The 14499-nt window shown below is 66.2% G+C and carries 7 protein-coding genes (1 of these 7 only partly in view); 3 read left to right on the top strand and 4 right to left on the bottom strand.

Annotated features, from left to right (window positions below; all coding sequences use genetic code 11):
• Positions 1-27: 27 nt before the first annotated feature.
• Entirely contained in the window at positions 28-351 is a 324-nt protein-coding gene (locus tag K7711_RS27875; RefSeq protein WP_222972416.1) for a hypothetical protein, read from the top strand.
• Complete coding sequence (locus tag K7711_RS27870; RefSeq protein WP_222972415.1) at positions 296-1114, top strand: hypothetical protein; 819 nt, start codon at positions 296-298, stop codon at positions 1112-1114. Before K7711_RS27875 ends, K7711_RS27870 begins: the two co-directional genes overlap by 56 nt.
• A gap of 76 nt (positions 1115-1190) precedes the next feature.
• Here K7711_RS27870 and K7711_RS27865 read toward each other — a convergent pair whose 3' ends face one another.
• The 3 genes from K7711_RS27865 to K7711_RS27855 form a co-directional block, all read right to left on the bottom strand.
• A complete protein-coding gene (locus tag K7711_RS27865) occupies positions 1191-2054 on the bottom strand; it encodes a hypothetical protein (protein WP_222972414.1) in 864 nt (287 codons plus the stop codon).
• A gap of 214 nt (positions 2055-2268) precedes the next feature.
• Positions 2269-2808, bottom strand: coding sequence for a hypothetical protein (locus K7711_RS27860; protein ID WP_222972413.1), 540 nt, complete (start codon positions 2806-2808; stop codon positions 2269-2271).
• Between the two features lie 402 nt (positions 2809-3210).
• Positions 3211-4671 (bottom strand): protein kinase domain-containing protein, encoded by a 1461-nt coding sequence (locus K7711_RS27855; protein ID WP_222972412.1) that lies wholly within the window; start codon positions 4669-4671, stop codon positions 3211-3213.
• 368 nt (positions 4672-5039) lie between these two features.
• On the opposite strand from K7711_RS27855, the gene K7711_RS27850 reads away from it, so the two are divergent.
• On the top strand, positions 5040-5999 hold the full coding sequence (locus K7711_RS27850; RefSeq protein ID WP_222972411.1) for a hypothetical protein: 960 nt from the start codon (positions 5040-5042) through the stop codon (positions 5997-5999).
• Positions 6000-6037: 38 nt separating this feature from the next.
• Here the strand turns inward: K7711_RS27850 and K7711_RS27845 are convergent, their stop codons facing one another.
• On the bottom strand, positions 6038-14499 hold the 3' portion of the coding sequence (locus K7711_RS27845; protein WP_222972410.1) for a C2 family cysteine protease. The gene runs 37567 nt beyond the window's last position; only the last 8462 of its 46029 coding nucleotides appear in the window; the start codon falls outside the window, past its right edge — the gene reads right to left on this strand; it ends in the stop codon at positions 6038-6040.

Here is a 14499-nt window from a genome sequence, read left to right as displayed (position 1 = left end):
GTAACCCTCTATTGATCGTAGGTTGACATGGCAGTCGTCGGTCGACGCACTTTGAAGATATATCTCGTGAAGCTGGGTGTGGCAATCGCTGCCATCGTTGCGTCACTCGCCTGGCTGTTTCCTGACATAAGCCAGTTGATACGTCCTGACTCTGCTGTCGACGGAGGCTCGCGCGGCCTGGTGATCGTGGCAACAGAAGGTGGCGGCCTTCCGTTGATGCTGCATGTCGATCAACTGTATGACTCCGCGGGCGGCGTTCGAATCGTCTTCTATTTCACGGCGAAGGGGATAACGTATGGCGCTGATGGTAATGCCGCGCCTGTGCAGATTCAGGGTCAGCTTCATCGGTAGCGACTTTGCTTCGGGAGTCAAATGTGGAAAGTATTCACTTCCCCAGGTTTCCTTCGATGAATTGGCAAGCGGAACAAAGCATGCTGTTGACGTAGATGCGATCAGTGAACGGGCTTCTGCTACCGACTACGGTGCGCTCGACGATTCGACTGATCGGGCTCAGAAGAATCGGTCGGAACTGGATCGGATACATGCTGAAAAATTTCTGAATTATCAGGCGCAGATGTGGCCGTATGCTGACGGGGTGAAGCCGAGCGAAGTGCGAATAGCTACCGGTGATAATGGGCAGTACCTGTACGTCGAGGAATGTGCACTTCCGCGTACGGCTGGTTGGCGTGCAGTTCAAGGAAAGTCGTTCGATTCATCGCCGAAACTGACTTTGTTACCTTTTCAGGTCAACTGGACTTCGATAGGTGATGCAACTGACTACGAAAGCGCTATGGACTCGAAAATTCATGTTGATCGCGGGTCAGGAAGAACGCTTGTGGAGCAGTATCCATCCATGGATGGATTCGATAGTGCGTGGGCATACGATAATCGGGTTGACTGGCAGAACAAGCTTGGCGAGAAGGGCAACTTGGGATGTACGGACCAGCCGGTATATTTATTCTCCAATCGTGGCGCATCAGACAAGCTTTCGATTTATATGCTGTGGTCGGGTGTGCTCCTGGGTGTGATAGGAGCGCTTCTCATAGAAATGCTCAGCTGGACCGCGGAACTGTTTCATTCGAGTCATGAGGAGAAGGGGAGCACGTCACCGTGAGTGTGATCCGAGGGAGCGCGGCGTCACTCTGGATCAGACCTCGAATCCTGGTGCGGTTGGCGCTGTATGCGGGTGGTCATCGGCCGAGTTGGTTGAGTACGAGCTGGAAATCGTCTGTCGGGTACAGGTGTAACCCGGTTCCGCTGTGATCGATGTGTACGGCTGGTTCGATGTAGCCGTTGTACCAGTGGAACAGGTGCTGGGAGATGGGTGCGGGGTCGTGGTCGTAGTGGTTGGTGGTGACTTGGGCCAGGATCGTGGCTGCTTGGAGGATGGTGAGATCTTCGATGGGTGCGGCGTAGAGGGAGCGTTCGGCGGGGATGGAGAACAGGGCACCGGCGGTTCCGATAACCGGGTAGTCGTCGAGCCACCGTGCGTGGGCGCTGGTGTAGTCCTCACCGGCGAGTAGGTACCAGGGTGGAGCGTTGTCGGTGAACTCGGCGCGCTCGACTTGCACCGGCCCGTCCGCGTGGGTGTTGTTCTCCGCCAGAACGAACAACTCGTGCTCGTCGATCGGCCAGGTGGCGAGCTGCGGGTACGTCACGGGGTGGATTGTGTGCACACCGTCGAGCACCACCAGTTGGTCGAGCCCTGATGTCAGCGTTCGGCGCACGGACGGAACGTGATTGGAGAAATTGTCGCCGTACAGTCGTGTGCGCAGCAGCGCCCTCACCGCGGTGAAGTCGAAAGCGTCGAGGGGGTCGCTGTTGTCGATTTCGGCCTGGGCCAAGAAGGTTCCGAGGTGATCCGCGACCAGAGCCGGCCAGTCGTTCTCGGGAGCCGCGAGGACTCTGCGTAGCAGGTTGCCCAGGTGAAGCACTGTGGTGCCAGTGGGGCCGGTGACGCTCACCTCGTTCGTGGCGGTCACCTGCGTCTGGTAGCCGCGTAATTCTGCTGCGGTACAGAACAACTCGGTGACGCGTTCGTTGGCTGCGGGCATCGGAGCATCTCCTGGCGGCGGAGGTGGCGAGTGAGTCGGCGAGGTGATCGTAGCTGCCCCTACCGACATCTGGCTCCGAGTTATTGGTTGGAGGTCAGCGTCGCAGTCCGGTATACCGGCTCATCGCATATGACCTGCGGTGATTCTACCCCGTCGATGATCGGCCCCCGGCTCGACGGATTCCAGCAGGAAGGAAAACGCAAGCACTGCAAGCTCATTCGTGGCGCCATCGGTTGCGGTTGTTGGTGGCAGTGGTGCTGCAGACCATAACCTTGCCGGTCTTGCTGGTGCCGGTGGCCCCCTGCGGGGCGCAGAAGGCTCCCGGGGTCACCCACTGCGGCGACGTGGGTACCGGATCGGCGGCCGTCGGTTGCGGGACTGGCGCCTGCACGGTCACGATCCATGGGGCCGGAGCTGGGGCCGAGGGCGAGGCGATGGCCTGCGGAGGCAGTGGAGCGGGGACTGCAGACGGAACCGTACTGGTTGTCGTGAGTGCAGCGGCCGTCGGCGGCGCCATCGCCACCGTGGTGGTCGGCGCCGGCATTGAAATGGCCTGTGTCTGGACAGGGGCTAACTGCTTCGGTGCGACGAGACCGCTGACGACCATGACCGCGGCTGCTGCGGCCAGTACCCACCCGGCGGCTTTTCGGGTGTGGATGCGAGCCCACTGCAGCCGTCCACGGATCAGTGCCACGACGGCGACGACGGCCAGGGTCATCCATACCAGCGTCAGTATGAAAGCCACAGCGAACATGGGTATTCCTTCGGGGTTGTGCGTGATCGAGATCCATGAGGGGGTGCGAGACCTTGCGCCCGGACGATGTCGTGTCCCAGGGGCAGTAGCTCGCTGGAACTATCAGCCACCCCTGCCGTGTCGTTACGCCCGAGACCAAGCCGTAACTGAATGGGGGACCGGCTACTTCGGCACTGCGGCAACCTGATTCCCAGCGCCTTTGCGGCCTCGGATATCCGCAGGCGGTCCGGGGGCCGTGTGCCGCAACCTGCGGAACCGTTACCGCGCAGAGGCTTTCGACACGATTCGACAGCGGCAATGGTCGAAGTCTTCGACATTCGGGCCGGAAGACCCGCATCGCCCCAGCGGCCCCAGGCTGGGTTCCCTCTTGACGTAACGGTTTTCGTAGGTGTTGCGGGCTGGTCACTTCCCTGCTGGAAGATCCTTCACCAGCACACTCGCCATTCTCGTGGCTTCGGCACAGGTATCCCCCTTCTGATCGGAAGAGATCTTGGCCCCCGCGCCGAAATAGATGGGGTTGTTGGGGACATCGAATCCGATCGTGCAGAAATCCGGGTCCGCCGGGCGATAGAAGAGTACGGCGGGGCGTCCGCCGATGGTTACGTTCTTCGGGTTCTGAAGGTTTTCCAGATCCATGGACTGGGCGAACGTACGACCGGAGAAGGAGTCGATCTCCAGCATGTACCAGTTGTCGCTCAGCCAGGTGCAGCCGGTCTTTCCGAGCGTTTTGTCCGTGCCGACGTCGGGGTTCTTCTTCTCCGGATTCAGTCCGGCTGCCCGCGCATCGGTGTCGGATACCGAACACGGGTTCCACGCGACGTCGGTGGCCGACTTCGGTGCGGCGGACGACGTGCTCACCGCCGAGCCGGACGGGCCCGAATTCGCGAAAACTGTGACAGCGATTCCGATTCCGGCCGCCAGCGCGATCACCAGTGCCGTGCAGAGAGCGATGACCACTCGCTTGCGCGACGCGGAACGTACTGTGTGCTCGCCGACTCCGACGGCTGGGGCCGCAGGTGGACTCGCGGGAAAATTCGGGACGGTCAGTGCTTGCCATGCGGCCGTTGCGAATTCGGAACAGGACGCGAAACGTTCCTCGGGCCGTTTGGCCAATCCCCGCGCCAGTACCGACTCGAGTGCCGGCGGCAAGTCCGGGCGGATCGCACGGATCGGTGGCGGTGGCTGCTGCAGGTGACTTGCGATGACCGCGGCGGTATTCGTGGACTGGAACGGCGTCCGGCCGGTCAGCAACCAGAACAGCGTGCACGCCAGCGAATACTGGTCCGCGCGCCCGTCGAGGGCGACACCGGACAGTTGCTCGGGCGACGCGTAAGCGATCGTCGCGTTGACCGAACCTGCCTGCGTCAGGTGACTGGCGTCGTCACGGAGCCGGGCGATACCGAAATCGGTGAGGAATACCCGCTCGCCGCCGGCAAGGTTGGCCAGCAGGATGTTCGCCGGTTTGACGTCTCTGTGCAGAACACCCTTCGTGTGGGCGTAGTCGAGCGCGGTCGCGATGTGCCCGGTGATCTGCACCGCACGCTGCGGCGGGTAGCCGGCCGGGTCGACCGACGCGGCATCGACACCGTCGATGTACGGCATGGAAATCCACGGCTGCCCGTTCTCGACACCGCGGTCGAACACCGTGACGATGCTCGGATGGTCGAGGCTGGCGACGACATCGGCTTCGCGTTCGAAGCGGGCACGCATCTCGTCGTCGGCGAACAGTTCCCGATTCAACAGCTTGAGTGCGACCAGCCGCGGCAGTCGCGGGTGCTGGGCCGAATACACCGAGCCCATGCCCCCGCGGCCCAGCACACCCCGGATGGTGTAGCCCGCGAAGACATCACCCTCGTTCAACATCGAGTAATCCAATCATGTTTGCACTCTTGGCATCCGGACCCCGACGCCGGCAGCCATGGCTGCCCCGCCCGGGAATGCCTCCCGCCCTTGCGAACGCGAACACGATACTGGAGTTGCGCGATTCCCGTACTGCCCGCCTGGCCGGGCGAAGGTCGCGCGCACCGGTCTACGATGTTATCGATCATTCGGGGGGACCGTCGGCAGGCGCCTCGGCGAGCGCGACGGGGACGGGGACAGTCATGCGGCGGCAATCCATGCGCGGTACGGCATTTCGGCGAGCTGCACGAACGTCGGGGGTGCTGCTGACCATCTGTGCACTCGCGGGCTGCGCGGCGGGGTCGCACCCTGTCGCTGGTATCGCCACGCCGATGGAGCCGGCCAAGCCCACGAACCCCGCCGAACTCATGACAAAGCTCCGTGCGGTCGACCCCTGCTCGGTGTTCGACCTCGACGCGGCCAAACAGTATGGGCCGCAGGTGAAAACCCTGCTGGTGCCAGGGAACGATCTGGATGCGTGCACGCTGGAGGCCCTGACCGGCGACAAGCCCAGCGCGGAGTTTCACATCACGCTCGGCGACATCCGCAGCACGGGAATCGACGAGAACGGCATTCACCTCGATGATCCCGAGCGTACGGCCGACAGGGACGGCACCGTGTACGACCGCTGCGATTCGTACTACCCGTCCGGAATCAAGCATTTCGGCTACGTACTCCGGACCACGCTGTACACCCAGCCCGGGCAGGTCCCCACCGCGAGTCCGCAGCATGCGTGCGCCGCCGCGAAAACCATGATCCTGGCGATGCGACCCGGACTCGACCGACTCGCCCCGATCGCACCCACACTCGGACAACCGAGCCTGTACGGCAAGAACCCCTGCCGCACAGTCGATCAGATCGCCCGCGCGCTACCCGGCGGCTGGCACGCCGGCTCGGCGGATTGGGCCGGGCCCTACCTGTGCTCCAGCGGATTCGCCGACGCCGCGGCCCGGACCGACGTAGTGGTGGAGGTGAGGTTCGCCCGCGATACCCAGATGAGCCCGGACCCGGCACAAGCGCGATACCAGCGCTGGGTGACCGTAGCCGGACTGTCCGGCGTAGAGGCCCGGCAGTACAACGGCGGATGCTCGGTGAGCCTGAGCTACAGACCGGAGTCGGGGCACGAAACCGGCGATGCCCACATCATCGAAGTGACCCTGAGTTTCGCCAAGAAGGGAACCGGGGCGGACTCGATGCCGGACACACGACCGAGCGCGACCCTGTTCCCGTTCGACTCGTGCCGGCAAGCTGAACAGGTGGCACCGATCGTGGTGGCCGCCGCGAACAACTGACGCTCCGCACGTTGCGGTGCGTCACCCGGGGCGAGCACCTATCGCGGCTCGGTCGGCGGCAGGTGTGCCGGTGGCTGCGGTCCGGGGTGTCCGGGCAGGTGCAGGTGGACGCGTTCGGGGTCGATTCCGTTGGCGTAGAACAGATTCAGTACCTCGCCTTGGAAGTCCTGGAAGGTGCCGCTGCGGTGCCGTTCGAGCGCGGCGAAGATCAGCGCCGTGCGCAATCCGCCGAAACTCGTAGCCGCGCGGGGCGGTTCGGCGGCGTACCCGACACCGGCCATGACCTGATCGACCCCGGGCGGCACGTCCCACAGGAACCGGGCGCTGTGCGATTCCTGCACTTCACGCACCCAGGAGAGCACCCGCCGCACCGCGTCCTCGTCGCGCAGGAAGATGACGATGCCATCGTTTCGCCGATGCACCGGGCCGGTCACCTTCGCCGAGTGGACGCCGGGGAACCGGACGGGATCGTCCACGACATCCCGCACGACTCCGCTCATCAGCCAGGTCCGCGCGTTGCTGGCGGGGTTCAGGTAGATCTTGTAACCGATGTCCTCGTTGCGCATCCCGTCCGGCGGATTCACCCGGCCGTAGTGCACGAATTCCAGATCGTAGGGATGCCACAGGTGGACGTTGTCCTTGGTGAGCAGGCCCACTCCCTGGATGACGGCGGTCTGCGCGGGTCCGGGTGCACGACGGGTCAGGATCTGCACCATCGCGTCGGTGTAGCCGATCGTGTCCTCGATCGGGTCGCTCGCGCCCCGGTCGCTGTAGAGGGTGTAGACGTCGTCCGCGTCGCCGATCAGCTGGCGATAACCCCAGACGCCCTCCAGGAACAGGTCGAAGTTCTCCCGCGACACCTCCGGAATGGGGATCCCGGCGTTGATATAGGACTGGTCCCGCAGCATCAGTAGATCCTCGAATGCCACCCCCGGCCGCAGCGAGGTGCGCAGGATGTCCAGCGGCCGCGGCGCGTCCAGCACGTCCGGGTGGTCGCGCATGATGTCCGCCAGATCCGCGTTCGGCGCGGGGTTCGTCGGGTGCGTGCCCGCGCGCTCGGGGGTGAACAGACCAGCCTCGAGCCACAGGTGCCGTTGCGGGACAGGTGATTCGGCAGTGGGGAGTTCGGCCGCGGGATCGACCCGGCCGGAACCGGCGGCCGAACCCGGCGCGAGTGCGGTGGGCGACCTCGCGCCGGTCCGTTGCGCGGTGGGTCCCGGTCCGTAGGCCGAGTGCGCACCGGGACCGGCCGCGGTGACCTCGTGGAACTTCGGCAGATGCTCGAGTCCGACGGCGATGACGCCGGCGCGTTTCGGAACGGGCACCGGCGGCCACGCGTGGAAGGTGCCCGGCTCGTGGAACTGCGGGCTCCGGCCCGGGACCTGCACCAGGGCGTATCCCGCGGACGTCATTCGATATTCGGTGCCGTTCGCTAGACGCCAGGCCCGATGATCAGCCATCACCCGGTACTCGATGCCGTCCGGAGTCCGGATGTAACGCTCGCCGTTCTTCGAGAGCCCGACGATCGTCCCGTCGGGATCGCGACGGAACTCCGCCCCGCCGGCAGGGGTGAAGAAATCGGTGACGATGTCGTGCAACCGGCCGCCGACGCCGCGACCGGTCCGGGGATCGCCGACACTGAAGTACTCGATACCGCGGGCTTCATCCGTGCGGTGGCGAACACCTCGATCGTCGAGGTACCCGGTCCCGCCGGAATCCAGACGGTATTCGATACCGGGGACCGGCCACGGATATCCGCGGTTGTCGTCGTGCGGATTCTCCAGCATCAGCCGCGCGGGTTTTCCGGTGTGCGCATCGTATTCGACGCCCAGAATCGGGTATGCGTGTCGGCCGAACAGGCCCGGCACCACTGTGGAGTTCTCGATCCCGGGACCGAATCCGTGTGTCCCGATCACCATCGTGGTACCGCGCCTGAGCAGGTACTCCACTCGCTTCAGGAACGACGTCCCGGCCGCTTTCTGGATGTCGGACCGCAAGGTGTTCGATCCCTCGCCACCGCTGAGCTGACGGTAGTAGGCGGCCACAGCGAATTTCTCCGCCCGCCATTTCGCCGGCAGGGAACCGTTCAGATAGGTCAGGAATCCCGCCGCGGCGTCGAATTCCTCGCTGCGCAGGTAGTTGTCCCACGCGGATCTCCTGGCGGGGCCGTCCGGACAAGTCTGCTCGATCTGCTCCCAGGTGGATCTGCGCAGCGCGTCGACGTGCTGGCGCCAGTGCTCGTAGTAGCCGGGGAACTGCTCGATGAATTGTGGATCGGCCTTGGCTCCCAACAACTTCCGCAGTTCGCTCGGATCGAGCCGGAACGGATGCAGCACCGGCTCCGCATGGGTCAGGGTCGGCTGCGGAACCCCGGTTCCGGCTTCGTGGTATTCCCGGCCGAGACGTCGCAGAACCGTGTCGGGCGAGTGCAGCGGGGTGCCGTAACCGTCGTCGGGAGCGAAACGGCTCAGATAGGCCTTCTCGATCATCGCCGCCCAGATCGGCTCACCCGGTTCGTGCCGAATGGAATATCCGATGCCGTCCGGAGTCGCCCAGATCTGTTTCTCCACCCGGACCCACTCGGGCTGGTCCTCGACGAAGAAACGGACGCCGACCGTGCCGTCCCCGTAGTCCGTCAGCATGTCCGGGATCGCCTGCGGATGGTCGTTGACCATTGCCTTCAAGGGGGCCAGTATCGCGCACGTGTTGGCGCGACCCTGCCGCACGTCCTCGGGATACACCACGGGATCGCCGCTCTCCGAGATGTGGAACAACGGATCATCGTGCCGGTCGACGAGCTGCGGCAGAGTCGGGATGACATCGTGCCCGGCCGCTACCGCGACCCACTCGTCGTGCCCGGCCATTTTTATCCACCGTGACGCACCGTCTCCGGGTCTGGCCAGCACCGGTGTCCCGGCCGCGATTGTCACGACCTTCGACGCCGCGTCCGAGGCCGCCGTTCCGGCGATACGTGTCTGCCCGCCCGGCACGTTCCAGTGCAGCATTCCGGAATTACCGCCCGGCCGATCCGGCCGGAAGGTGAATCCGTCGGTCAGTTCGACCGGAATGTACCTGGCCTGACCATCGGGGCCCCAGTACGCGTAATGCCATCCCTTACCGGGGATTCGACCGACGGTGACCGCCATCCGACCGGCACCGTAGAACCGGTGCGCGTCACCGTTGTGCTCGACGAGCCGCAGCAGCGCATCGCCGGTCGGGGTATGCGTGCCGACCGGATCCACCGGCACGGGGAGTACCGGAAGTTTGTGCCGCTTCTCCGCGAACGACAGATTCTCCAGGCGTTCGCTCGCATCCAGCGGTGTCGGCTGCAGCAACGCCCAATCGAACGTCTTCGGGAATTCCGCTCGCCGGTGCGGCGCTCGCGCGACCGGCGATGCCACGCTCGAGCCGTTCGGCGCGGCGGCGGTGGTGGCGCCGCCGGAGTGCGGCGCCGGTCCGGACACGCTCGCCGGGGTGGGCTCCTGCGGTCCGTACAGGGCGTGTGCACCCGGCCCGCTCATGGCCAGGGCGTCCAGTTTCGGCAGGTGTTCCAGGGCGACGGCGACGATGCCGCCGCGGTGCGGGATGGTCGTGTCGCGGGGGTCGCGCCGGGACGGATCGTCGGAGCGAGCCGGGTCGCCCGGCCTGCGGATCTGCTTGGTTCCGTCCGTGTTCGTCCAGAACTCGGTCCGGTCGGGTGTCCTGCGGTATCGGCTGCCGTTCGAATTCCGCTGCTGCTCGGTACCGTCCGGGCTGCGGTGGTATCGGGTGCCGTCCGGGGAGAAGCGATAGACGTTCCGGTCCGGATCGTGGCGTTCCTGAGTGCCGTCCGCCCTCGTGATGTACCGGGTGCCGTCGGGGGCGTCGCGGTACCGGCCGCCCTGGCCGTCGGAGATGTAGCCGGTCCCGCCGGGGTCGAGGCGGTACTGGATGCCGGAGATGGGGGTGGGGTAGGTGTGGTTCCGGTCCCAGGGGTTCTCCATCAGGACCCCGACGGGTGTGCCCGTCGCGTCCCGATCGATGTTCAGCACCGCGTAGGCGTGGCCGCCGACCAGGCCACGCACCGCGGTCGTGTCCTCCTGAACCCGGCCGTACGGATGCGTGCCGAACAGCACCTTGGTGCCGCGCCGCAGCGCGTGGTCGATCCGTTCCGCGACCGCCCGGCCGGCGGCGGCGAAATGGCCGGGCAGGACCCGCTGCTCGGGATCTCCGTCCTGGATGATTCTGAAATACTCTGTCAGAGCACGTTTTTCGGCATCCCAGTGGTTCGGGAAGCGCCGGTCCAGATATTTGCCGAACCCCTCGGGCGTGAGGAAGTCGTCGGTGCGTTCGAACTCCGCCCAGGCCGCGTTCATGTCGGCCTCATCGCCCTGGTGGACGGTGCGGATCTGTTGTTTCGCCGCGTTGCGCCGGGCCGTGTCCTCCTGCTCCCAGTGCTCGAAGCTGTCCGCGATCCGGCGGGAGAACTCGAAATCGGCCGCGGGCGTGTCCGCCTGCGTGCGGCCCGAGTGTGCCTGCTCGCCCGTCAGGAACCCGCTCACCAGGTCGTGCAGCGTGTACATGTCGAAGCGCAGCGGGTGCAGGAAGATACCGTCGTCGACCGTGCGGACGGGTTGTGGCCGCCCCGGCTGTTCGACCGTCACCATCGCGCCCTGCTCGGAACTCCACGCCTGGTAGGCCCGGCCGGTCGGGGTCCGGTGGAAACCCTTGCTCAGGACTTCGGCCGTCCTGCCGGCCCGACCTCCCGCGGCGAGCCCGTGGTAGCCGTTGCCGCCGCCGAACCGTTGTGCGTAGGCCTTCTCGATCATGCTGGGCCACAGCGGTTCTCCGGGCCGGTGGTAGGCGAAGTGCCCGCGATCGGTGTCCGGTGTGACATAGATCGTCTTCTCGACGGTGACCCATTCGAGCGTGTCCCCGACGCGGAATCGGACACTGACGGTGCCGTTGCCGTGGTCACGCACGATCTCGCGGATCGCCTGCGGATCGGTGGCGGCCATGGCCTTGAGGTTGGCGAACAGCGGGCAGTCCCCGGCAGCGCCCTGGCGCGCGTCCTGCGGCTGCGGACCGTGCGGGCCGAAGAGCTGATCACCGCTCCGGTCGACGAGTTGCGGCAGTCTCGGCAGCACGCCCTCGGGCGCCCGGACACGGACCCACATCGGGACCTCGGCGAATTTGATCCACTGCCACGGTTCGTCCCCCGGCCTGGCCACGAGGGGGTGCCCGTGCGGAACGTGGACCGGTATCTTCCGGCCGGCCTCGTCCAGGGCGACGAATCGGGTCTGGCCCCCCGGCACGTTCCAGCTCAGCGTGCCGTACCTGCCATTGGTGCCGGGCCGGAACTCGAAACCGTCGTTCAGGTCCACCAGATCCTTGTGCAGGGCCATGTGCGCCCCGTTCGACAGCCGGATCAGGTATCTGCCTCCGGTCGGGAGGTATTCCGCCTCCGCGACTCCGGTGGCCGCCAGCTGCCGCACGTTGCCCCGCTCGTCGACGAGGGTCAGGACGTCTCCGGCCCCGGGGACATCCGGCCTGCGTACCGTGACCGGTACGCCCAGGACCGGGAACTGCGTCGGTCGCTGTGCTGGGGGGTCGAGCCCGGTCCGGTCGAACGGGGTCCGTGTCTCGGTGGTGGTGCCGGGGAGTACGAATCCCAGTTTGTCCAGCAGATCGTGGCCGAAGTCCGTCCGGTCACCGTCGAATGCCGTTGTGGCCGTGGGGACGTCGACGTCCATCGGATCGTGGGTGGTCTCGGTCGCCGGGAGTGCGGGCAATGCCGCGGGGTTGTCCAGGTCCGCGGGGTCGAGGGTGAATCCGATGCCGTCGGCGGCCATGGCCACGCTCAACCGCGGTGTGCCGCCGGGGGATACGTGCAACAGCATGAACGGTGCGTCGAACTCGCTGTACCGGTGCACATCACGGGTCCGGTCCGGGCGGAGCACGACCAGGTCGAGTCCGAATTCGCGGGCGGCGATGGGGATCAGGAAATCCATCAGGCGATCGGTCGGCGCGTGCGGGTTGCGCAGGAGGCCGATCAGGCTCCGGAGTTCGGTGCGCCGCCAGTGCTCGAGCTCCTGGTCGAACTGCCGGCGGCGGTTCGTCTCCGCGGACCATAGCGCGGGGGTCAGGCGCCCGTCCCGATATTCCACCTCGGCCTGCAGGCGCCGGCTCTGCTCGGTCTCGCGGATCTGCCGGTTCCGGGGCGTGTCGTCGAACAGCGGCAGCAGGTCGTCGAAATGCTCCCGCATCCGGTCGGCGAGCATGGTGCGCACTCGCTGCGGCCGGGTGTGGCCCTCCCACCGTGCCAGTGCCTCGAACAACTGGTTCCCGTTGTCCGGCACCATATCCCACCGTGCCGCCGGGGGCTCGCCGAGGCCCGCCGGGTGGTCGGCGGGAGGTGTCGTGGTGAGGTCGTCGTCCCGGTGATCGGCCGGGATGTGTGATGCGCCCGTTCCGGAATCGCCGAGTGCGGATTCCGCCGGGTCGGTATCGGGTGTGGATTCCACTGGGGCGGTAGCCATATCGGTGTCCGAGTCGGGTTCGGGTGCGGTGTCGTCCCGAGCTGCGGCGAGCTTCGATCCGTAGACGGCGGCCACGCCCGCGCCACTGGCGATCATGTGCCGGAACTTCGGCAGATGCTCGACCCGGACCGACACCAGGCCACCGCGCCGGGGAACGGTCGGATCCGACTGCGCGGAGAACACCCTCTTGCTCGTGATCCACTGTCCACCAGGCGATCTCGTGAAGCTGCGGCCGTCGGTGCGCAGCCAGTGCTCGGTGCCGTCGCGGGAACGCCGGAATCGTCCCTCGCGCACGACCTTGTGTTCCACACCGTCGGTCGTGCGGGCGTACCGCTCGCCGTTCGCGGTGAACCCGTACACCGTCCCGTCCGGGTCCCGGCGGAACTCCGCACCTTTGCCGGGCGCGAAGAAATCGGTCACCAGGCCGTGCAACGCGCCGCCGTCACCACGCCCGGACCGCGCGTCACGCACCCGGAAGTACTCGATGTTCTCGGCCCAGTCCTTGCGATGCCAGACTCCGGGCTCGATCTCGGCGCGTTCCTCGGGACGCGGATCCAGGCGGTAGTCGATGCCACTGCGCGGCACCGGATAGATCTTGGTGCTGTCGTGCGGATTCTCCAGCAGGATTCGCGCCGGTTTGCCGGTGCGCTGGTTGCGTTCGACGCCGACCACGGCGTAGGCGTGCCTGCCGAACAGTCCCGGAACCGCCCTGCGGTTCTCGGCGCCGGGCCCGAACCGATGCGTGCCGAAGATGATCGTGGTGCCGCGCTCGCGCAGGTACTCGATCCGCCGGGCGAACGCTTCGCCCGCGAGTACGGCGTCGCCCTTCAGTGTCCGGTCCCGGTCCGGCCCGGTCTGCACCGCGGCCATGAAATCGGTGAGCGCGGTCTTGTGCTCCTGCCACTGCCCGGGGAAGACCTTGTCGAGGAATTCGCCGAAGCCCTTCGGGGTGCCCATGGCGATCCACTCCGGCGACTTCCTGCCGTCCTGCCCCTGCAACCAGTCGCGGTACGCCTCACCGACCTGCCGCGAGAATCCGGGATCGCTGTTCGGGCCCAGCAGTTCCGCGAGGGTGTCCTCGTCGAACAGCGCCGGATGCAGGATGTGTTCGGCGACCGTGCCGGTGGGCTGCAGCCCGCGCAGGCCCCGCTGATAGTGCGCGAGCCCCAGACGTTCCGGTACCTCCCGGGAGGTACCCCGGATGCCCTCGTAGCCGTCCTGTCCGCCGAACCGCTGGGCGTAGGCCTTCTCGATCATCGCCGCCCACAGCGGCTCGCCGGGCCGGTGCCGGGCGAAATATGTTTTCGGGCCGTCGTTCTCGACGTGCAACAGCTTGTCCACCCGGACCCATTCGGGTCTGCCGTCCACGAAGAACCGGACGTCGACGGTGCCGTCGCCGTGGTCCTTCAGCATCTCCACGATCGCGTCCGGATGATCGATCGCCATCGCCTTCAGCGGCGCCAGCAGCCCGCAGTCCCCGACGCGACCCTGGCGGACGTCCTGCGGCACCGGCCGCAGCACTCCCGACGGCGAGGTGCCGAACAGCGGATCCGCGCTCCGGTCGGCGAGGGTCAGCCGCGGCAGCACGCTGTCCGGGACTTCGACCCGGGCCCAGCCCTGGCCCTGCTTGGCGATCTTGATCCACCGCGACGTGCCGTCCCCGGGCTTCGACACGACCTTCGCGCCGTGCGGAATGGTCAGCACGGAGGAACTGCCGGTGGCCGGGTCCTCGGAGCGAATGCGGATCTCGCCGCCCGGGGTGACCCAGGTCAGTTTCCCGGACGTCTTGCTGAACACGCCCGGTTCGAAGGTGAAGCCGTCCAGGAGCGCGACCGGGATCCGCATCGGCTTGCCCGCACCGAAACTGAGCAGGTACTGCGGTTCGCCGTCGGCCGAGGTGGCCACCTTGGCGCTGAATCTGCCGCTCTTGGACAATTCGAACACAGTGCCGTCGTGATCTACGAGAGTCAGGCCGCCGTTCG

It is taken from the genome of Nocardia coffeae (assembly GCF_019890715.1).
GTDB classification, from domain to species: domain Bacteria; phylum Actinomycetota; class Actinomycetes; order Mycobacteriales; family Mycobacteriaceae; genus Nocardia; species Nocardia jiangxiensis.
This window is presented reverse-complemented; position numbering and strand designations above follow the sequence as displayed.

Bases quoted from the DNA above. Each gene is read 5' to 3' on its own strand.
- K7711_RS27875 (WP_222972416.1), top strand. From the start codon at position 28: ATGGCAGTCGTCGGTCGACGCACTTTGAAGATATATCTCGTGAAGCTG.
- K7711_RS27870 (WP_222972415.1), top strand. From the start codon at position 296: ATGGCGCTGATGGTAATGCCGCGCCTGTGCAGATTCAGGGTCAGCTTC.
- K7711_RS27865 (WP_222972414.1), bottom strand. From the start codon at position 2,054: ATGCCCGCAGCCAACGAACGCGTCACCGAGTTGTTCTGTACCGCAGCA.
- K7711_RS27860 (WP_222972413.1), bottom strand. From the start codon at position 2,808: ATGTTCGCTGTGGCTTTCATACTGACGCTGGTATGGATGACCCTGGCC.
- K7711_RS27855 (WP_222972412.1), bottom strand. From the start codon at position 4,671: ATGTTGAACGAGGGTGATGTCTTCGCGGGCTACACCATCCGGGGTGTG.
- K7711_RS27850 (WP_222972411.1), top strand. From the start codon at position 5,040: ATGGAGCCGGCCAAGCCCACGAACCCCGCCGAACTCATGACAAAGCTC.